We start from the raw sequence: 20,358 nt of genomic DNA on the forward strand, positions 1-20,358 counted from the left end.
AACCTTCTGTAGGCGCTCTCCACGGAACCTATTAATAGTATTATGGTCAGGCTTGCTCATACCACTAAGCCACATAAAATGAATATTCTGGCCCAGGGCCTCTTCTATTTTACGACTACTGTATATATTATTTATATAGGCGTAAATGAGGACTTTTAATAACATCCTGGGATGATAACTACTGGTTCCTCCTGCCTTATACCGCTTTAACAACAAACTGATGTCTATCTTTTCTATGACATCATTGACAACTCGCACAGGATGATTTTCGGCAATCAGATCACCTATCTCTGGTGGGAAAAGCATTGCCTGGTGTTGCAAGGAGGCTTTAAATACAACTGAGAGTGTTTTTCCTTTGGGCATATCATACGAACGGAAAAAACTGTCTAAGAGATTTCCCCCCCCCAAAAAAAAAGAGGGTGCCTTTTGAGACACCCTCTTCGTGTTTTTATTAAGATACCTTACATTCATATACAATAGAACTGCAACGGTCTACTTCCTTGAGGCCTCTGCGATAAGATCGTAATCCATGCCAGAAACCTTGCAGCAGCCTGCTTTTTCCGGTTTTATATTTCTCACTGAGGAGGCTCACATAGAAGCCATCGAATACCATTGGATGTTTTTTGACTACCGTGATACCGTGTTGTGCCAGCAACTTCTCCATAGAAGCAGGAGAGAAGTGGTACAGGTGACGCGGAACATCATAGGCGGCCCAGAACTCTTTATAGTAGCTGGCGTCCAATGAGGTGTAATTAGGAACAGCGATGATGATAGCGCCTTCAGGTTTTACGAGCTTGCGCATCTGTTCCAGGTAACGATGTAATTCGTGAACATGTTCCAGTACATGCCACATGGTGATGGCATCAAACTGATGTTGCTCCAGTGTAAACAATTGATCTACCGGCAGTGCCTCAATCTGATACAATTGTTTGGCATTATGTCTGGCGGTATCGTCTGGCTCCAGGCCTGTCACGTTCCAGCCACCTGTTTTCATGTAATTGAGAAAGGCGCCGGTACCGCTGCCAATGTCGAGTAACGTTCCCTGTTTCAGACCACTGGCGGCCCTTACCCAGTTTTGTTTACTACGAAGTGTAATCTTTCTTACGCTGTGATAGAGGCGGTTAATCAATCCCTCTTTGGTTTCTGTATGCGAGATGTATTCCTGCGATTGATAGTATTTGCCAATATGTGCGCCATCGGGAACATTCTGCGTGAAACGACCCGTGCAGGTACCGCAATGCCAGATACCAAAAGTTTCTTTAGATACAGTGTAGTCTTTAGCTGTTAGCGCTTCGTGTATTTGTGAGGAACCACAAAGCGGACAGGTATTTCGATAAATCAAAGTATGCAGTTATTTTTTTGCCAAATTAATATTAAAAATTTTTATCCACCATGATATTCTCCCCATTCTGCACGAAGTGCATCTGCGATCTCACCCAGCGTGGCCAGATTTTCTACCGCTTCCACTACGATAGGCATGAGGTTTTCAGTGGTGTGTGCAGCCGCGCGAATGCGGGCTAGTAAGGCGTTTACGGCTTCATTGTTCCGGCGGGAACGCAGGTCTTTTAAACGCTCCGACTGTATTTTGCGAATACTGTCATCAATCCGAAATACTTCTGGAGGATTATTATCAGTAGTGGTAAATTTATTAACCCCTACTATTATTTTTTCATTGTTCTCAATGTCTTTCTGGTATTTATAGGCACTTTTCGCAATTTCATCTTGCACAAAACCTTGCTCAATCGCACTTACCGCGCCGCCCATGGCATCGATCTTTTCTATCAGTTCCCAGGCTTTGCTTTCCACTTCGTTGGTCAGTGCTTCTACATAGAAGGAACCGGCTAGTGGGTCTACGGTATCCGCAATGCCACTTTCAAAGCCCACTATTTGTTGGGTACGGAGCGCAATGCGTGCTGCCTCTTCTGTAGGGAGCGATAATGCTTCGTCGTAGCCATTGGTATGTAGTGATTGTGTGCCACCTAAAGTAGCTGCCAGTGTTTGCACTGCCACCCGAACAATATTGTTGAGTGGTTGTTGTGCTGTTAAGGTACTACCACCTGTTTGTGTATGGAAACGAAGCATTTGCGCTTTAGGATCGGTAGCGCCAAGTTCTTTGGTTATTTGTGCCCACATACGGCGGGCTGCCCTGAATTTCGCTACTTCTTCAAACAAATGGTTATGTGCATTGAAGAAGAAAGAGAGACGTTTGGCAAATACATTTATGTCAAGTCCTTTTTCCAGCGCGGCTTGTAGGTATGCCTTACCATTCGATAACGTGAAGGCTAGCTCCTGCACTGCATTAGCGCCTGCTTCGCGGATATGGTAACCGGAAATAGAAATGGTATTCCATTTAGGTATTTCCTTGCTGCAATAATCAAAGATATCTGTGATGATGCGCATGGAAGGTTTGGGAGGGTAAATGAAAGTACCTCTGGCAGCATATTCTTTCAGGATATCATTCTGAATAGTACCGGAGATTTTTTTCAGATCTGCCCCCTGTCTCTTTGCCAGGGCAATATATAAGGCCAGCAGGATAAAGCCTGTGGCGTTGATGGTCATAGAGGTAGAGATTTTTTCCAGTTCAATGCCCTTGAAAAGTATCTCCATATCTTCCAGCGAATCAATGGCCACACCCACCTTACCTACTTCGCCTTCTGCCATGGCATGATCGGAGTCATAGCCGATTTGTGTAGGGAGATCAAATGCAACACTAAGGCCCATTACACCCTGGCTCAGCAGGTAGTGATAACGTTCGTTGGATGCTTCTGCTGTACTAAATCCTGCGTATTGGCGCATTGTCCAGAGCTTGTCCCGGTACATGGTGGCATGGATACCTCTTGTAAAAGGGAATTCTCCTGGCTGCTCATGCATAGGCACCGCTTCACTATATGCAGGAGCGATGATAATGCCTGAATCGGTTTGTATGTTCTTTTCCATCTTTTAGTGTATGATGCTGGCATTGCAATGTTACATAATTATTATCGTACTTCGTTGAGGAGAAAAATATTGATATTTTAGAGAAAAGTTACTGCTCACTATGATTATTTATGCCTTATTAGGTATGACCCTGCTGTTAGCGTTTCTGAGTCTACGCTTTATGTGGCTGGCAGGGAAACGGCCACCAGGCATATCTTTCAGTTATCTCTTCCTGGGAGTTGGCCTGGGCACATTCGTCTATTTATTTGGTACCTGGGTATACCTGAGTATCTATCTTGGTTACTTGTTCGGGATACTATTTGCCGCTGACTTGCTGTTGGTGTTTATCAGAAAGAAAACATCACATGCTCCGCCATCCCGCTGGAAAGTATGGACCAACATAAGTTTGGCCTTATTGCTAATGATACTTAACCTTCTTTACTTTACAGGAACTACCGGCAAGCCGGAAGTGATTGAACTCTCTCTTCCATTTAAAGGAAACCGATATTACGTATTACAGGGCGGCAAAGGATTACCCACAAACGTTTTTCATTTCAGCTTGCGTGGGGCGATTTATGCGATGGATATCGTGAAGCTGAATCGGTTTGGAGGTAGGGCAGACAAGATTTTTTCCAGAAACCTTCCCGATTATGAAATCTTCGGGGATACATTATATGCTCCTTGTAATGGGCGGGTAGTAAGGGCTTACAGTAATAATCCGGATAATATTCCTCCCAATATGAAGCGAGGACCTAAGAATACCAACCAGGTGTTACTGGAAACAGATAGCTGCTATATTTTCATGGGACACCTACGCATGAATAGTGTGCTGGTACATGATGGAGATATGGTGGTTACTGGCCAGCCATTGGCTTGTATTGGTAATTCTGGCTTCAGTACAGAACCACATCTGCACATACAGGTCCATAAAAAACAAGGGGATATTCCCTGGTATCTGGGAACACCCCTCTATATTCATTTTAATGGACAAGGATATCTCCTGAATGAAGTGATCCTGAATCCACGGCATTGATGCCTATTTCATAATTTTTTTAGCTTCGGAATTGATGATCTGTGCTACCAGATCAGCCGGAGAGGCACCTGCAGCCATAAATACTTCGAGCACCTGTTTGTTCAAGTCCATGGCCTGTGCTTCTTCGGGTAAGCCAATGGCTACCTGGTTAATAACGGAGATAGTTTGATCTTTCAGCGACTTGATTGCTTCCCAGGCCTGAGTGGATACATATATCTGCTGAGGAACATTATGTTCGTATTCCGCCTTGATACTTTGTACCATGGATAATTGCATGTCTGTAGCGGTCATGCCTTGCTGATATAATCGCCCGATCAGCGATTGCGGTGTGATACGGTCTACATACAAAGCCATTCGCTCGTACGCCTGCAATTGCAGTGGCAGAATGGTACTGGCGCCGCTGGTAGCCAGCACTGGCTGCACCTCCGGTCCTTCTGCAGGCTGTTTCTTAATTATATCCTTTACTGTAGTATACACCATATACACAGCTCCCAGGGCCAGCACTGCATACAGCAATTTCTCGGTTGTCATCAGTTGATTCAGGTTTTTGCAGATACAAATATAGAATAATATTATATATAAGTATCTTAAGAAAAAAGGGACTTTTTAATTATCCGTAGTAAGATACTTAGCGGAAAATTAAAAAATCCCTTTGGTATTTTAATAAATTGCTTAGCTGAGTTTAGCCAGCCACTCTTTCATTCTTTTAACACCTTCCTGGAGTTTGTCCATAGAGGTGGCATAAGAGAGGCGGATGCAGTTTGGCTGTTCAAATGCGCTACCAGTAACGGTAGAAACGTTTGCGCGGTGGAGGAGGAACATACAGAGGTCGTCTGCATTTTTGATAGTTTCTCCTTCATAGGACTTATTGAAAAACGCGCTGATATTAGGGAACATATAGAATGCGCCTTCCGGATCATTTACCTGCAATCCAGGAATACCTTTCAGTGCTTCGTGGATGTATTCGCGGCGTTTTCTAAATTCGGCAACCATTTCATCTACGGTGGTCAGATCACCTCTGAGCGCGGTGATTGCTGCACGTTGTGTAATAGAGCAGGTAGCAGAAGTAAACTGGCTCTGGATTTTATCGCAGGCTTTAGCAATTTCCAGTGGCGCTGCCAGGTAACCCAGGCGCCAGCCAGTCATAGCAAACCCTTTACTGAGGCCATTGATCAGGATAGTCCTATTGATGAGATCACCGAATTGCGCGATACTCTCATGTTTACCAACATAGTTGATATATTCGTATATCTCGTCAGAGATAATAAAGATCTGTGGATGTTTGAGGAAGATGTCTGCCAGTGCTTTCAGCTCTTCTTTGGAATAAACGGAACCGGTAGGGTTGCAGGGAGAAGAGAACATGAACAGCTTGGTTTTAGGCGTGATAGCCGCTTCCAGCTGGGCAGGTGTAATTTTGTAATTATTCTCTATGCCACAAGGAACAAATACTACTTCACCCTGGCAAAGTTTTACCTGCTCGGAATAAGTAACCCAATATGGGGTAGGAATGATTACTTCATCGCCTGGGTTCACGAGTGCAAGTACTGCGTTGGCAAGGCTTTGCTTAGCTCCGGTACAAACTACGATTTGCTCCGGCGTATAGTCAAGACCGTTATCTCGCTTTAATTTATATACCACTGCCTGGCGTACGTCGAGGTATCCAGCTACAGGTGTGTAGTGGGTAAAGCCCTCATCGATGGCTTTTTTAGCAGCCTCACGTATGTATGCCGGCGTATCAAAATCAGGTTCTCCAATACTGAGATCTACTATATCTATTCCCTGGGCTTTCAGCTCGCGGCCGAGTTTAGCCATTTTAATCGTTTGAGGCTCGGAAATCCTGGACAGCCTCTCTGCAAGTTGAATCATATGCTTAATATCGGATTGACCAGGACAAACCTACACAAAAAAAAGAGAAATAGGAATGAAAGATATTGCGAACTGATGTATAAACGCAGAAGGGGCCGGATGTCCAGCCCCTTCTATGTTTGCAAAAGCAAGTAATTTTATCTGTAACTGATAACAGTGTTACATAAAAGTTTATCGTTACCCGTACTGTTTGGAGTACCTGCAATATAGCCAGTGTAAACGCCGGCAGTTTGCAGTGAGCCATAGTACATGTTGGTGTTTTTCGCTACAACACTATCAGTACCAGCCAGTTTGATGGTCATGGAAGATGCGTCGCTGACATTGGTCAGCTGCTGAAATCCTGATTCAAAATAACCATCAGCAAATGCCTGGTTGCTCAGTACTTTCTGGGTACCCAGATAAACATCCACAGGGCCAAGGTTTTGACTCAGGTTATAGAAACGAAAGTTGATAGCGCTGCTGCTGCAAGTAGTAAGGTCATTATAAATAAAGGAAGACTTCACCGGGTTAGTACCATAGACAACGAAAGTATAGTATTTCAGAGAGTCCAGTACTTTGGTACTTACAGTCAGCACAGAGTCTTTACCAGTAACGGTCAGTTTATACTCGTGTTGTCCGCCATATCCATAGTATTCAGATTTTCCATCGTAAGCAAATGCAGTGGTATTGGCTTTGGTGCCGTTATCATAAAAATCCATACCTGGACTGAATGTAGAGGCATTCAGCACATACATCCAGTACATAGGTCTGGAGTTTGTAGTGTCGATATTGTTTTTCAAACAGGAGGTCAGTCCCATAGTAGCGGCTATCAGCACAATGATAGCCCAAACGCGATTTTTCTTAGTCAGCATCTGCTCTCAGTTTTTAAAAATAGTGTGTGAATTTTACTTTTTAGTTCGATTATACCCGTGGCTGATATCTGCTTAAATCAGGCATAATTTTTCTTGGTCTTTCTGATTCAACTTCATAGATCATCTCTCCAAGTTCTTGGAGAAACGGTTTGCCGGTTTCTTCAAATTCGTAATGATCATCCCCGATAACTCCATCTTGATTGACATAGAGGGTAGCGGAAAGCAGAAACTCTATCTTTTTTTCCAGGTCGACAATATAAGCCGAGTCTGTCAAAAATCCATATGCCCAACCAGGTTTATTGAAAATTAGTATACTGGGTGGAATTACAGCGTCTTTTTGTCCGCCATACAGCAGGAACTTGACATAGGCCTGATGATATTGCTGCTGGTCATAAACTGGATCTGCTGACGCTGCAGGGTATTGCGACATACAACGATACAAAAATTGATAGTCACTTTCCGTTAAACGGAAGCGTTGCGTATTTGTTACAAGCTCCGGAAAAAAAATTCTCTTCATGATATCATGAAGATTGGAGAGCGGAAGACGGTTACGGATGGAGAAGTCCATAGGACATTGTTCCAGGTTTCCCTTATGATCAATATGACAGTTGCCGGCGAGGTCGTGGCGGGGTGTAAATGCCAACTGACTAAATTGTGCTGGTTGTTCATATATTATTTGTCCATCGCGGTTGAATTGGAAAGCGTTGGTACGCCTGTTGGCCTCTTCGTGGAGGGGAATACCCACCCGATGGCGTAGCTGGATATCAGGGTAACCACATTCCCAGAGGCGCCTGTTAAGGGTTTCCTGGCCCAGAAACTCATACAGGCGGTTATAGGCGTCATTATCGCTGATGAGGAATATCTTTTTAATATAATGCGCCAGAGAAGCCTGGCCGCAACGGGCTGTCCGATCCTCGGCGACGCCGGGGTTAATCCCTGGCAAGGCGGTGATGGATAAGGGGGAATGCAGATCCAGTCCCGGGATGTTGAGCATCCGGAGCTTTTCCAGGGTCAGAATGGCCGCAGGGAGCTTTACGGTGGAAGCAGGGTAGGAGTATTCTCCCAGCCGGCTTCGGAAGTGGAAATCCGTAAACCTGGGTCTTTGTTGCTCATCCCGGTCAATTTGTGTATAAATGACCTGGAGCCGAAAACGTTCTGGATGGCTGAAAATGGCCGCAGTTATGCCTTTTTTTCTCCTCCACCAGCTTTCCGGGAAATTATCTGTTGTGCGATAATGAAGGGTTTGCATATATTTGTCGGTATTAACATGCTGTAAAGCAATGGAAATATATTAAAATCCGTAAAAAACCAGAATCGCAGAAAGCAAATTTTTATCGCCAACTTGCCTCTAAACCCAAGCGGGTAGCCGTTTTGCGCCTATTTTTTAAATGGCTTTAATATATCAATTTAAATTCTATCTTTGCAACTCTTAAAAATTTTTTATTATAAACCCGAAACAAACAATATGCAACTTAAAGGACTGGTAAGATTTTTTGCCATCGCACTGATCCTTATCTCTTTGTACCAATTGTCCTTCACGTTTTTGGTGCGGAACTTTGAGAAGAAGATAGACCAGCAGGCCCAAGCCGATGTGGACAAACAATATCCCGCCGCTAAACAGAAATACCCAGACAATACTCAATTGCAGGGTTTTTATGAAGATACGCTGAAGGGATTTGTTAAAGAAAGAAGACAAGAGATCGTGGATAGCACCAGCAATAAGGAGATTGCAGGGTTTCCATGGTACGTAACCTACAACAAAGCAAAAGAGAAAGAATTAAATCTCGGTCTTGACCTCGTTGGTGGTATGAACGTAGTACTGGAAGTAAGCGTAGAAGACGTTATCCGCGCTTTATCCGGTCAATCCAAGGACCCAGCATTTAACAGAGCGCTGGATTTGGCTATTGAGAAGAGAAAAACCAGTCAGACTGATTTTGTTACTTTGTTCGGGCAAACATATGCTGAAGTAGCTCCAGAGGGCAAACTGGCGAACATCTTCGCAAATGCTTACCAAAAAGATATCAACTTCAATTCTAACAACCAGCAGGTGCTGGACATGATTCGTAAAGAATCTCGTGCTGCTATTAAAAACACCTATATCGTACTGCAGAAACGTATTGATAAATTCGGGGTAGCACAACCAAACATCAGCCTGGATGAAAATAAAGGTCTTATCTCTGTTGAGCTGGCCGGTGTAGACAACGCTGAACGTGTTCGTAAATACCTGCAAGCCACTGCAAACCTGGAATTCAGAGAAGTTTACAAAAACAGCCCTGATGTATTCCAGAACATCCTTAGCCCAATGAACGAGGCTATCAAAAACTCCCTTGGTGGTGCATCCCTCACTCCGGATACCGCTAAAGCTGCTGCTGATACTGCCAAAACCGCCGTTGCTGCTAACGAAAAAGATTCTGCTAAAACCGGTGACCTGAACGCTTATCTCGCAAAAGATTCCGGTAAAGCTGCAAAAGCAAAAGCTGATACTGGCCTCGCTGCTCAGGAAAAAGCCCTGAAAGAAGCACAGAAACAGAATCCGCTCTTCGCTATCCTGTATCCAAGAATTGATCAGCAAACCAACCAGATCATCCCTGCTGCTTCTGTTGGTGTAATACTGCCTAAAGATACCGCTACTTTCCGCCGCTACCTGGAACTCCCAGCTGTACAAGGTGTGCTGCCTAAAGATGCCGTTTTCGTTTTCGGCCCTGAAAACAAAACCGACAAACACGGCGCATTGGATGTTTACATCCTGAAAATCAATCCAGCTAACCCTGCTCCTCGCGTGGGTGGCGACAGAATCGTAGATTCCCGTCAGGATTTCGACCAGAATAACAATGCTGAAATCAGCATGGTAATGGATAACCAAGGTGCACACGAATGGAGAAAACTCACCAACGAGCTGGCTCCTTCTGACCCTAAAAATCCTGCTACCTTCAACTACGTAGCTGTTGTACTGGATAACATCGTTTACTCTGCTCCCTATATCCAAGGCGAAATCGCTGGTGGCCGTTCTCAGATCACCGGTAACTTCACTGTAGAAGAAGCAAGTGACCTGGCTAATATCCTGAAATCAGGTAAAATGCCTGCTCCTGCTAAAATCGTTCAGGAACAAATCGTAGGGCCAACCCTCGGTGCTGAATCTATTGCTGCAGGTGCTAAAGCCTTCATCATCTCCTTCATCATCATCTTCGTACTGATGCTGGTGTACTATAACTCTGCTGGTTGGGTAGCTAACATCGCACTGATCCTCAACTTGCTGTTTACCTTCGGTATCCTGTCTTCCCTGGGCGCTACGCTCACCATGGCTGGTATCGCAGGTCTGGTACTCACCATCGGTATGGCTGTGGATACGAACGTAATTATCTTCGAAAGAATCAAGGATGAACTCACCCATGGTGAATCTTATCAGTCCGCGATCGAAAAAGGTTACAAACGTTCCCTCGCTCCGGTACTGGATGGTCACGTTACCTCCTTACTGACTGCATTCATCCTGTTCTACTTCGGTCTTGGTCCTGTACTGGGCTTCGCTACCACTCAGATCATCGGTCTCTTACTGTCCCTGTTCTGTGGTATCCTGGTTTCTCGTATGGTTACTGACTGGTGGACTAACAAGAAAAGACACTTCGAATACTTCACACCAATTTCCCGTAAAGTATTCAAACACGCTGCATTTGACTTCGTAGGTAAACGTAAAATCGCTTATGTTATCTCTGCTGTAGTAATGCTGGCAGGTGTTTCTTCCTTCTTCCATGGTTTCGATCACGGTATCGATTTCTCTGGTGGTCGTAGCTTCACCGTTCGTTTCGAACACCCAATGAACTCAGATGATGTAAGAGCTTCCCTGAAAGAAGAATTTGGTTCTGAACCTTATGTGAAAACAATTGGTAACACCAACCAACTGAACATCACTACTTCTTACAAAATTGAAGAACAAAGCATTGCTGTAGATAAAGAAGTAACTGACAAACTGTATCATGGTCTGAAAAAATACTATGATGCATCTGTAACGCCGCAGGCATTCTCCAGCCGTTACATCGTTGGTTCACAAACTGTATCTCCAACTATCTCCGATGACCTCCGCGCAGGTGCTGTTAAAGCTACCGTGCTGTCTATCGTAGTAATCTTCTTATACATCTTGCTGCGATTCAGCAAATGGCAATATTCTATCGGTACTATCTTCTCCCTGCTGCACGACGTACTCGTTACACTGGCAGTATTCTCATGGTGCAGAAGCTTCGTTCCATTCACACTGGAAATTGACCAGCACTTTATCGCCGCTATCCTCACCGTGATAGGCTTCTCGATGAACGATACCGTTATCGTATTCGACCGTATCCGTGAATACTTCAGAACAGGTGCTCATGGCCGCGATCGTAATACCGTTATCAACAAAGCGATCAACGATACCCTCAGCCGTACAGTTATGACTTCTCTGACTGTATTCCTGACCATCCTGATCCTGTTCATCTTCGGTGGTGAAGTAACCCGTGGTTTTGCATTCGCAATGCTGATCGGTGTTATCACCGGTACCTATTCTTCTATCTTCGTTGCAGCTCCAGTACTGGTAGACTTTGACAAGAAGAACGAACTGGCTAACGAAAGCGATGTAATCAGCGCTTCTTCCAAAAAAGAAATAGCTAAGTAAGCATCTTAACAGGAAAAATGTTTGATAAATATATAGGCTGTCTCTGCATAGAGACAGCCTTTTTTTTGTATAGTAGCCCATTATTACTTACAATATCATCTCCATAACAATAAAAGAAAAAGGGCTGTCCTTACCTCGTAAGAACAGCCCTTTTCCTTTTATTTAAATAATATTACTGCGGTGTATTAAAAACAAACCCGCTTCCAGACTCATTTTCCTGGTAATCCACCTGCATCCCGGCCAGGTACATACTATGTGCCTTCTTGATAATTACCGGAATGCCATCCACCTCAAATAAATTGTCATCCGCCTCCATCTCATCAAAACCTATCATAAATCCCATCCCGGAACAGCCACCACCCTTCACGCCTATACGAAGATAAGGAGAGGTAGCCATGGAGTTCAGTAATTGCTTTACCATGGCCTGCGCAGCAGGAGTAAACTGAATGGGAACTAATAAACCTGCATCCATCTTTCTTAATTTTAAGCAAAGGTAGGGAAATGCAAATTATTGGTACATATCGCGGTGCAGATAGTTTTTCTCATCCAGGTTCAGGTAATTATCTCCCAGGAAAGTTACCAGCGACTTCAGTTTCGCCTCTCCACCATTTGCTACCCAGCTGTTAAACTCCTCCAGGTTACCATATCTCAATAGTACATAGGTATATGGCTCGGTGAGCTGCGCATCATCGATTTTTTTCTGAAATTCCAACAGTGCATTAGGATATTCTTCATTCAATTTGCGGGAATAATACAGCTTGATGAAATTGCTGCGAAGCTCGGAAATCAGTGCAAGCGACATCTCCTTTTTGCCCGGAATAACAGTAGCCAGCGTCACCATCATTTCATAGTTGGCCTCAAATGGCAGTTTAACTTTTTGCTTACTATTTTTATCCAGCAAATCATTGATATTCATGACTACCAGTTTATTCAGACTAACATGTGCGGAACTATCGGTAAATGTGATCTGGTTTTTATAGATGTTATACATCATTTCCGACAGCTTGTTCATGCGCTTTGACGTAGGCTCATAAAGAATGAAAACCTCGCTGTATAGCAGTGCCCAGACATATTTTTCCTTTTCAGCCAACAGCTGGCTTGCCCAGAAATAGTTGGATGGAAATTGAGGATCGGCGCCAATACCTTTTTCGAACCAATTCAGGGCGTTATCTGCCTGGTCCTGATAAGCATACAAAATGGCTTTATTCAGCATCAGGCGGCTGCTTTTGGGGTCTATCTCCAGCCCTTTATTATAAGCATCCAGCGCTTTATCCGTTTGCTTCAGTACATCATAGGCATTACCCAGCATTTCGTATATCTGTGGGTGTTGTACTCGTTTAAGTAATTCTGTCAGGATGGCAACAGTGGAGTCAGATTTTTCAGCGAGGTAATACGCGTAAGCAATTTCGTAAGGGATATCGCGGTTGGAGGGATCCATTGCGGCTGCTTGCCGGAGTAAGACCAATGAAGAATCCAGTTGGCCGTTGTCCATTATTTTGACAGCGTTCCTCATGATATCAATGGCTTTTTGTTTGTTATCTGCTGTTTGCGCAAAAGAATAGTTGCAATGAAATGCCAACAGTATCAGCAGAGATACAGGGATTTTTTTCATATGAGATATAATATAGGTACAAAAAACTCAGTGGCAATGGGCTATTCAGCGTTTTTCCCGGGCTAGCTTCAACAGGGTCTGATGCAGTTCCAGCACTTGCGGGATAACCATATGCTGTTCATCATTAAAGATAACGTAATCGCTTAAACGCATTTTAATTGTTTCATCAATTTGTTTATGAATTCGGGCTAGTACATCGTTGCGGCTGGCGTTATCGCGTTTCATCACACGATGCACTCGAAGTGGTTGTGGAGCGGAGACGCCAATAATTTTATCAAGATGATGGAAAGATTCCGTTTCAAAGAGGAGTGCAGCTTCTTTCAGTACATATGGGCCGGTCTGTTGGGCTGCCCAGTTGTCAGAATCCCGGATGGTGGCAGGATGAACCAGGGAATTGAGCAGGTCTAATTTAGTTTTGTCATTGAAGACGATATTAGCGAGGTATTTCCTGTTGAGGGTGCCGTCCGGAAAATAGACTTCATTTCCAAAATGCGCTTTGACCTGCGTGGCCAGTTCCTGGTCGCGAATGAGGATATCTTTAGCTTTTTCGTCGGCATAGTAGACAGGTACTCCCAGCAGTTCAAAAATCTTACTGACCGTGCTTTTTCCGGAGCCAATGCCCCCTGTAATTCCTACCTTAAACATAACAATCGAATTTAATAAAATTTGCCATAAAACAAAGCCGGTGCACAGAAAATTCTATGCACCGGCTGGAAAAATATAGCGGTATAAATTATGCTTTTGGAGCAGCAGGAGGAGTATTCTTCTGAGAAGTATATTCCATGCTGATAGCAGAACGTTCCATGGTGAGGAAGGTACCAGGACCAACTTCGATTACCAGGGTTCCATCGTCGTTTACTTTTTTGATTTTACCGTGGATACCGGCAATAGTAACAACTTTTTCACCTTCTTTCAGGCTTTCGATAAATTGTTTCTGTTGTTTAGCTTTTTTGGTCTGAGGGCGGATCATGAAGAAATACATTACCACGATCATTCCACCAAAAATCAGGAAAGATCCCATTGGGTTGCCGCCACCGCCTTGTGATGGAGCTGCTAATAAAACATTCAGCATGTTCATCTATAATTGATTTAGTAGTTTAATAAAATTTAATAAAAATTATTTCCTGATAATATTACACTGGATAATAGGACCAACATGGTAACCGGCACCGTCGTTCAGTTTCAATGAAACTTCCTTCTGGGTATAACCTTCTTTGCCGTTGCTGTCGAAGATTACCTTGATAAAGCCGGACTGACCAGGTTTTAATGGTTCTTTAGGCCATTCAGGAACGGTACAACCACAACTGGAAATCGCATCTTCAATTACCGCATCTGTTTTACCTGTATTGGTGAATTTAAAGGAATACTCTACTTTTTCTCCCTGAACGATTTCACCGAAATCATGTACTTTTTCTTCAAAAGTGATGGCTACATCTTTACTGTCGATGATTTTAGCCTTTTCAGCGTCTTGAACTGCAGCTTTTTGGGCATTATTACCATTGCAGGCAGCTAAGAACAATGTAGCACAGGTAAGGATATAAAACAATGCTTTCATGATGATGCTATTTTCCGTAAAAATAGTTTGTTCCGCTTATTTTTTTGGACGATCCTGTTTTTTAACCAACTGTTCTTTTTCCAGATCTTTCAGGATATTATCCAGGATACCATTGATAAACTGACCACTTTGCGGCGTGCTGTAAGCTTTTGCCAGGTCAATATATTCGTTGATGGTTACCTTGGTAGGGATGGTAGGGAAGTATAGGAATTCGCATACACCCATTTCCATCAATAACATATCTACAGCGGCTATACGTTCTGGATCCCAGTTTTGCAGTTTAGGCTTAATGAGTTCCAGGCAGTATTCTTTTTTATCGATTACTGTCAGCAGCAATTCTTTTGCATAGTCCAGCTTTTCTTTGCTGATCAGCTGCAGGAAGTTGAACAGATGCGGTTTGTTGAAATAGTTACCGATGAGGATAGTCATCATATCCGCGTCGTCGCCCCAGTGGAGGAAGGTATCTTCCATATGCTGGAGGAACAGTTCATTTTTAGCCAGTATTTCTTTATAGATGAACTCCAGTATTTCTTTTTCAGCAGATTTCTTGCGCTGTTCATCTGCAATATAGGCTTTATATTCTTCAGTGGCGGTGAGCAGGTTGTACAGTCTGCGTACCAGTTCCTCATCCACGAGGTGTTTCATTTTCCACTGTTCCAGATTTACCTGGAAGCCTTTGTCATTAATAATCTGATAAATGAATTCATTTCCTGCAATCTTTGTATTTACTTGCAGGTCCTCGGCTGAGGGTAAGTGTTTGGAAGCTCTGGCCTGGGCATCAGTCTCTGCGTACTGTGCCACCCGAACCACCGAATAAAGTAAATATGTAAAGATCTGGCAGGTCTGATCCAGCTTTTCGTTTAAAAGTCTGGTAGCCGTACCCGGCTTAATACTGCTTTGCTCCATCGTTTCCAGGGCGTAAAGTGTCTGCATTACTTTAACCCGGATATTTCTTCTACTGATCATCGTATAAAAAAGAACTGGTATAAGGGCGCAAAACTAGAGAAAAAAATCGATATTTACGGATTCCGACATTCTCCTTTCCGGAAATAGGGACTTGTCATCAGAATGATACTGTCATTTTTTCCTGAGGGCTGTCAGTATTTGTCAGTGAATTTGCGCGATAGCGCCATTTCTGGCTGCTAATTTGACCCGAATCACGGCTTGGCATAATTCTCGTTGGCCAACAAACACTCAAAATCAAACTACTTCTTTAAATAAAAACTACTATGGCTAAAAAATTAAGTATTAAACCTTTAGCTGACAGGGTAATTGTGAAACCTGCAGCAGCAGAAGAAAAAACAGCTGGTGGTATCATTATCCCCGATACTGCAAAAGAAAAGCCTCAAAAAGGCACTGTTGTAGCAGCTGGACCTGGTAAAAAAGATGAGCCGGTGACTGTAAAGGTTGGAGATACCGTTCTGTACGGTAAATACTCCGGTACTGAAATCAGCATCGAAGGTGATGACTACTTAATCATGCGTGAATCTGACATCCTGGCTGTAGTTTAATTCCACGCTCAGGAATCTGATCAATTGTTTTAATCTCTAAATTTTTCCAAAGAATTATGGCAAAGCAAATATTCTTTAATATAGAGGCCCGCAACAAAATGAAAAAAGGTGTTGACGTTTTGGCCGATGCAGTAAAAGTAACCCTCGGTCCTAAAGGCCGTAACGTAGTTATCGAAAAGAAATTCGGTGCTCCAGGTGTAACTAAGGATGGTGTTTCTGTTGCTAAAGAAATCGAACTGGAAGATCCAATCGAAAATATGGGCGCACAGATGGTGAAAGAAGTAGCTTCCAAAACTGCTGATCTGGCAGGTGATGGTACTACCACCGCTACCGTTCTCGCTCAGGCTATCATCGCTGAAGGTCTGAAAAACGTTGCTGCAGGTGCCAACCCAATGGACCTCAAACGTGGTATCGACAAAGCTGTTAAAGGTGTTGTTGAAAACCTGAAAAAACAATCTGAAAAAGTTGGTAACGACAACAAAAAAATCGAACAGGTTGCTACTATCTCCGCTAATAACGACAATGAAATTGGTAAACTGATTGCTGAAGCAATGAAGAAAGTTACCAAAGATGGCGTTATCACCGTTGAAGAAGCAAAAGGTACTGATACTACCGTTGAAGTAGTAGAAGGTATGCAGTTCGACCGTGGTTACCTGTCTCCATACTTTATCACCAACAGCGAAAAAATGCAGGCTGAACTGCAGAATCCTTTCATCCTGATCTACGATAAAAAGATCAGCACCATGAAAGATATCCTGCACATCCTGGAAAAAGTAGCTCAACAAGGCGCTCCACTGGTTATCATCTCTGAAGACCTGGAAGGTGAAGCACTGGCTACCCTGGTTGTAAACAAACTGCGTGGTACCCTGAAAGTTGCTGCTGTTAAAGCTCCTGGCTTCGGTGACAGAAGAAAAGATATGCTGCAGGACATCGCTGTTCTGACTGGCGGTATCGTTATTTCTGAAGAACAAGGTTACAAACTGGAAAATGCTGATCTGACTTACCTCGGTCGTGCTGAATCCGTAACCATCGATAAAGACAACACTACCATCGTTGGTGGCCGTGGTCAGAAAAAAGATATCCAGGCTCGTATCGGTCAGATCAAAGCTCAGATCGAAGTAACTACTTCCGACTACGATCGTGAAAAATTACAGGAACGCCTGGCTAAACTGTCTGGTGGTGTTGCTGTTCTCTACGTAGGTGCTGCTACCGAAGTAGAAATGAAAGAGAAGAAAGATCGCGTAGACGATGCTTTACACGCTACCCGCGCTGCCGTTGAAGAAGGTATCGTTCCTGGTGGTGGTGTTGCTTACATCCGCGCTATCGAATCTATCGAAAAACTGAAAGGCGAAAACGAAGACGAACAAACTGGTATCGCTATCGTTAAACGCGCAGTAGAAGAACCTCTCCGTCAGATCACCGCTAACGCTGGTATCGAAGGTTCTATCGTTGTTCAGAAAGTTAAAGAAGGTAAAGCTGATTTCGGTTTCAACGCACGCACAGAATCTTACGAGAAATTACTGGCTGCTGGTGTTATCGATCCTACTAAAGTTAGCCGTATCGCACTGGAAAATGCCGCTTCTATCGCTGGTATGCTCCTGACTACAGAATGCGTTATCGCTGATAAACCAGAACCTAAATCCGCAGCTCCTGCAATGCCAGGTGGTCACGGTATGGGTATGGACTACTAATCAGTCGATTAAATCATATCAAAATAAAAAAGACTCTTCCCTCCCTGGAAGAGTCTTTTTTTATATTTTTATTCCGCCTGTAACTTTTGCAACCTTTACCCCGTTTTTACTCCTGAAGAGAAAATACCGACGCGGATGAATAAATTATTACTCATATTTTCAATACTGTTACTGAGTCTCAGCGCCTGCACCAAAAGTGACGACGGCGTATTAAGGCAGCTGGAAAGCGCACAACGCGCTTCTGATTCTACGATTCAAAACTACCTGACGGCGCACAATGAAACCGGGACCATAAGAGATCCTTCCGGCCTGTATTACAAAATATATTTTGTGGGAGACAGTATCCATTTCCCTGCATTAACATCAGTTGTTACCGTTAACTACACCTACCAGCTCCTCGATGGCACCATCGTGGCCAGTTCCATGGGTGTTACAAACTTTAGAGGAATACAGCTAAATAAACATATCCTGGCCTGGCAAATAGGGCTGCTAAAAATTTCTACCGGCGGAAGAATGAGAATGTATATCCCGCCAACCCTCGCTTTCGGCGAATCCGGTATCCCTAACCAGGTACCCGCAAATGCCACCCTCATCTGTGATGTGGAGCTGGTAAGCTTTAAGTAGCAAATCCTGAATATTATTCGTCACTACTAAAACATAGTCAACTTAAAATGAAGAAAGTATTAGTAATCGGTACCATGGTCCTCGGATTATTTACTGCCTGTAAGAAAAATGATAACACACAATATTACGATCCATATCCACAATTCGTAATCGACTCAACTAAAATCCAAGCCTATCTAAAAGCAAATAATATAGCTGCTGCCTACGATTCCAACGGATTCTTCTATCAGATTATCGATAAGGGAACAGGAACCGATACTATTAAAGTTACCGACTATCCGATCGCAGGTTATAAAGGTTATATGCTCGATGGTACCGTGTTTGACGCAAATGACTCTACCAACTTCGGCAAAGCGCCGTTATACAAATTAGTAGGCGGATGGCAGCTCGGACTCAGATATATCGGTAAATCCGGAAAAATGAAACTTTTCCTGCCTTCATTTTATGGCTATAGAGACGCCAATGTTCCTTTCAAATACAATGGTGTATCTGGTACTATTCCAGCCAATTCTCCATTGATCTTTGAAGTGAAATTATTCGACTTCAGTTCCCAGCCTAAATAATCTCTTTAATATTTAGAACGGCGGCCCAAAAGTAATTCCAACGCAACCACTATAACACCCAGCCTGTGATACCGTAATGTTAACTGTAGCAATTATCCAGGTTAGTGGCAAGGCATGAATAACTTTTGGGTCGACCTTTTTTACTTGTTTATTAATCCACAATCATAAAAACTATGCGAAAACTCTATTTTGGACTAGCAGCGCTAGCCACCACCTTATTCTGTGCATCCTGTACTAAAAATGAAGTGCCTATCGAAAATGCCCCTGCACAAAAAATCGAATTAGCCTCCATCGACTCTCTGGGAGTTTATCTATCCTACCCTAGCAGGGAAGCATTTAATAATGCACTCAAACAGCAGGAGCAAAATTTCTTAATTGGCTCAGCTAAAGGTGCCCCCACACAGGGACCTAATGGCTTCGTATCCATGTATGAATTGCATAGCCAGTTCGACAAAAAAATGAACCGAATGCTGGAAACTAATGACAGCACCGGTTGGACGGACCTTAAAAAGCAATATGCGCCTGCGCTGCACTATAACAGCGATACAGATGTAATCCGTCTAAACTGCTACAACCCCCTAATTGCCACACTGATAAATGGCAACGGTATCGTCAAAATTGGTGATGAAATTCACCAGTTCTCCTATGACCGCGAAATAACCCTCCGCTCAGGAAATAGCGCCACACTGGCCAAAGCCGCATTGATGAAAACAAATGTGGAAAGCAATGCATTCACAGTCAAAATGATGGATGCTAACGGTATACCGAAACAAAGTACTATGGACTTTGTAAACGAATTTTATGTGATGTGTGGAAACCCTGGAAGCAATGAAGCAAGAAGTAATGTAAGTGCCACTAAATCCATTAAAAGCGGTAACTACACAGTATATGCACAACTAGGTATTATTAGTGTTAGAAGAAATAATGTCATGTATGGCTATACCTGCATTACTTATTGGGCAGAACGCAAAACCTTCCTTAATAGCGTAACTGAGAAAGTGATCAATCCAACGTTGGATGGAATGTCCACGGTGGTATTCCCGGCTCCAGCAATTCCAATAGCAAACTATCGTAAGGTTTTCCACTACAATAACTTTAGGTATACGGATACTATGTATGATAAATATTACACCACCTGGAATGGAACCATTTTTCTGGGGATCTCTGAGAAATTAGCGAAGCATCCAAGCCCTGGGGAGATCATTGTACCTGGTGGTTCTCTACCTGCGCTCATCCTAAGATATGGAGCCGACCCACTATGCGCTGAATACCTGTTCAACGACATAACGCCATCCGGACTTGATATGCAGACCATGGGTAATAACTATTTCTGGATGTCGCTTGTAATTGAAGAGGCGCCTATTCCTGTACGTCCATTTTACTTTAAAGCCTATGTAAACGGTACCGGTGCTGAATTTGCCTTCAACTGGATCTAATTCCATCAGACACAATACAAAAAAAGCGGGACCACCTGGTGGTCCCTCTTTTTTTGTA

Annotated in this window: 20 protein-coding genes; 7 read left to right on the forward strand and 13 right to left on the reverse strand. The window is 43.4% G+C overall.

Annotated features, from left to right (window positions below; translation table 11 throughout):
* From ACE38W_RS00005 to ACE38W_RS00015, 3 genes are all read right to left on the reverse strand, one after another.
* Positions 1 to 363 (reverse strand): transposase (locus ACE38W_RS00005; RefSeq protein WP_375828106.1); only part of this gene is annotated, 363 nt, incomplete at its 3' end.
* 88 nt (positions 364 to 451) lie between these two features.
* Positions 452 to 1,342 (reverse strand): class I SAM-dependent methyltransferase, encoded by an 891-nt coding sequence (locus ACE38W_RS00010; RefSeq protein WP_375828107.1) that lies wholly within the window; start codon positions 1,340 to 1,342, stop codon positions 452 to 454.
* Positions 1,343 to 1,383: 41 nt separating this feature from the next.
* Positions 1,384 to 2,937, reverse strand: a complete 1,554-nt coding sequence (locus ACE38W_RS00015) for a methylmalonyl-CoA mutase (RefSeq protein WP_375828108.1) — start codon at positions 2,935 to 2,937, stop codon at positions 1,384 to 1,386.
* A gap of 100 nt (positions 2,938 to 3,037) precedes the next feature.
* Here ACE38W_RS00015 and ACE38W_RS00020 point away from each other — a divergent pair, with 100 nt between their 5' ends.
* Positions 3,038 to 3,949, forward strand: coding sequence for a M23 family metallopeptidase (locus ACE38W_RS00020; RefSeq protein ID WP_375828109.1), 912 nt, complete (start codon positions 3,038 to 3,040; stop codon positions 3,947 to 3,949).
* A gap of 3 nt (positions 3,950 to 3,952) precedes the next feature.
* Here the strand turns inward: ACE38W_RS00020 and ACE38W_RS00025 are convergent, their stop codons facing one another.
* The 4 genes from ACE38W_RS00025 to ACE38W_RS00040 all read right to left on the reverse strand — a co-directional run bounded on the left by ACE38W_RS00025 (position 3,953) and on the right by ACE38W_RS00040 (position 7,915).
* The gene (locus tag ACE38W_RS00025) at positions 3,953 to 4,480 is read right to left on the reverse strand and encodes a hypothetical protein (RefSeq protein ID WP_375828110.1); all 528 of its coding nucleotides are present in this window, start codon (positions 4,478 to 4,480) and stop codon (positions 3,953 to 3,955) included.
* 141 nt (positions 4,481 to 4,621) lie between these two features.
* Positions 4,622 to 5,815: a pyridoxal phosphate-dependent aminotransferase gene (locus ACE38W_RS00030; RefSeq protein ID WP_375828112.1), complete on the reverse strand. Its 1,194-nt coding sequence runs from the start codon at positions 5,813 to 5,815 to the stop codon at positions 4,622 to 4,624.
* 137 nt (positions 5,816 to 5,952) lie between these two features.
* Positions 5,953 to 6,666 carry a DUF4397 domain-containing protein gene (locus ACE38W_RS00035; RefSeq protein ID WP_375828114.1) on the reverse strand — a complete coding sequence of 238 codons (714 nt, stop codon included), beginning with the start codon at positions 6,664 to 6,666 and terminating at the stop codon, positions 5,953 to 5,955.
* Positions 6,667 to 6,715: 49 nt separating this feature from the next.
* Positions 6,716 to 7,915 (reverse strand): serine hydrolase, encoded by a 1,200-nt coding sequence (locus tag ACE38W_RS00040; protein WP_375828115.1) that lies wholly within the window; start codon positions 7,913 to 7,915, stop codon positions 6,716 to 6,718.
* A 216-nt stretch (positions 7,916 to 8,131) separates the two neighbouring features.
* Here ACE38W_RS00040 and secDF point away from each other — a divergent pair, with 216 nt between their 5' ends.
* Complete coding sequence (secDF, locus tag ACE38W_RS00045) at positions 8,132 to 11,308, forward strand: protein translocase subunit SecDF (RefSeq protein WP_375828116.1); 3,177 nt, start codon at positions 8,132 to 8,134, stop codon at positions 11,306 to 11,308.
* A 172-nt stretch (positions 11,309 to 11,480) separates the two neighbouring features.
* On the opposite strand, the gene ACE38W_RS00050 is transcribed toward secDF, so the two are convergent.
* The 6 genes from ACE38W_RS00050 to nusB form a co-directional block, all read right to left on the reverse strand.
* Entirely contained in the window at positions 11,481 to 11,780 is a 300-nt protein-coding gene (locus tag ACE38W_RS00050; RefSeq protein WP_375828118.1) for a HesB/IscA family protein, read from the reverse strand.
* Positions 11,781 to 11,816: 36 nt separating this feature from the next.
* Positions 11,817 to 12,920: a tetratricopeptide repeat protein gene (locus tag ACE38W_RS00055; RefSeq protein WP_375828120.1), complete on the reverse strand. Its 1,104-nt coding sequence runs from the start codon at positions 12,918 to 12,920 to the stop codon at positions 11,817 to 11,819.
* Between the two features lie 45 nt (positions 12,921 to 12,965).
* Positions 12,966 to 13,565 (reverse strand): dephospho-CoA kinase, encoded by a 600-nt coding sequence (coaE, locus tag ACE38W_RS00060; RefSeq protein ID WP_375828121.1) that lies wholly within the window; start codon positions 13,563 to 13,565, stop codon positions 12,966 to 12,968.
* An 88-nt stretch (positions 13,566 to 13,653) separates the two neighbouring features.
* Complete coding sequence (yajC, locus tag ACE38W_RS00065) at positions 13,654 to 13,992, reverse strand: preprotein translocase subunit YajC (RefSeq protein WP_375828123.1); 339 nt, start codon at positions 13,990 to 13,992, stop codon at positions 13,654 to 13,656.
* Between the two features lie 45 nt (positions 13,993 to 14,037).
* Positions 14,038 to 14,475: a DUF1573 domain-containing protein gene (locus tag ACE38W_RS00070; protein ID WP_375828124.1), complete on the reverse strand. Its 438-nt coding sequence runs from the start codon at positions 14,473 to 14,475 to the stop codon at positions 14,038 to 14,040.
* Between the two features lie 36 nt (positions 14,476 to 14,511).
* Entirely contained in the window at positions 14,512 to 15,408 is an 897-nt protein-coding gene (gene nusB, locus ACE38W_RS00075) for a transcription antitermination factor NusB (RefSeq protein WP_375828125.1), read from the reverse strand.
* 296 nt (positions 15,409 to 15,704) lie between these two features.
* Here nusB and groES point away from each other — a divergent pair, with 296 nt between their 5' ends.
* From groES to ACE38W_RS00100, 5 genes are all read left to right on the forward strand, one after another.
* Positions 15,705 to 15,986: a co-chaperone GroES gene (gene groES / locus ACE38W_RS00080; protein WP_111590811.1), complete on the forward strand. Its 282-nt coding sequence runs from the start codon at positions 15,705 to 15,707 to the stop codon at positions 15,984 to 15,986.
* A gap of 56 nt (positions 15,987 to 16,042) precedes the next feature.
* The gene (gene groL, locus ACE38W_RS00085) at positions 16,043 to 17,677 is read left to right on the forward strand and encodes a chaperonin GroEL (RefSeq protein ID WP_375828127.1); all 1,635 of its coding nucleotides are present in this window, start codon (positions 16,043 to 16,045) and stop codon (positions 17,675 to 17,677) included.
* Positions 17,678 to 17,812: 135 nt separating this feature from the next.
* Positions 17,813 to 18,301 (forward strand): FKBP-type peptidyl-prolyl cis-trans isomerase, encoded by a 489-nt coding sequence (locus ACE38W_RS00090; protein ID WP_375828128.1) that lies wholly within the window; start codon positions 17,813 to 17,815, stop codon positions 18,299 to 18,301.
* A 47-nt stretch (positions 18,302 to 18,348) separates the two neighbouring features.
* The gene (locus tag ACE38W_RS00095) at positions 18,349 to 18,864 is read left to right on the forward strand and encodes an FKBP-type peptidyl-prolyl cis-trans isomerase (RefSeq protein ID WP_375828129.1); all 516 of its coding nucleotides are present in this window, start codon (positions 18,349 to 18,351) and stop codon (positions 18,862 to 18,864) included.
* Between the two features lie 173 nt (positions 18,865 to 19,037).
* A complete protein-coding gene (locus tag ACE38W_RS00100; protein ID WP_375828131.1) occupies positions 19,038 to 20,300 on the forward strand; it encodes a hypothetical protein in 1,263 nt (420 codons plus the stop codon).
* Positions 20,301 to 20,358: the final 58 nt, after the last annotated feature.

It is taken from the genome of Chitinophaga sp. Hz27 (genome assembly GCF_042263525.1).
Lineage (GTDB): Bacteria > Bacteroidota > Bacteroidia > Chitinophagales > Chitinophagaceae > Chitinophaga.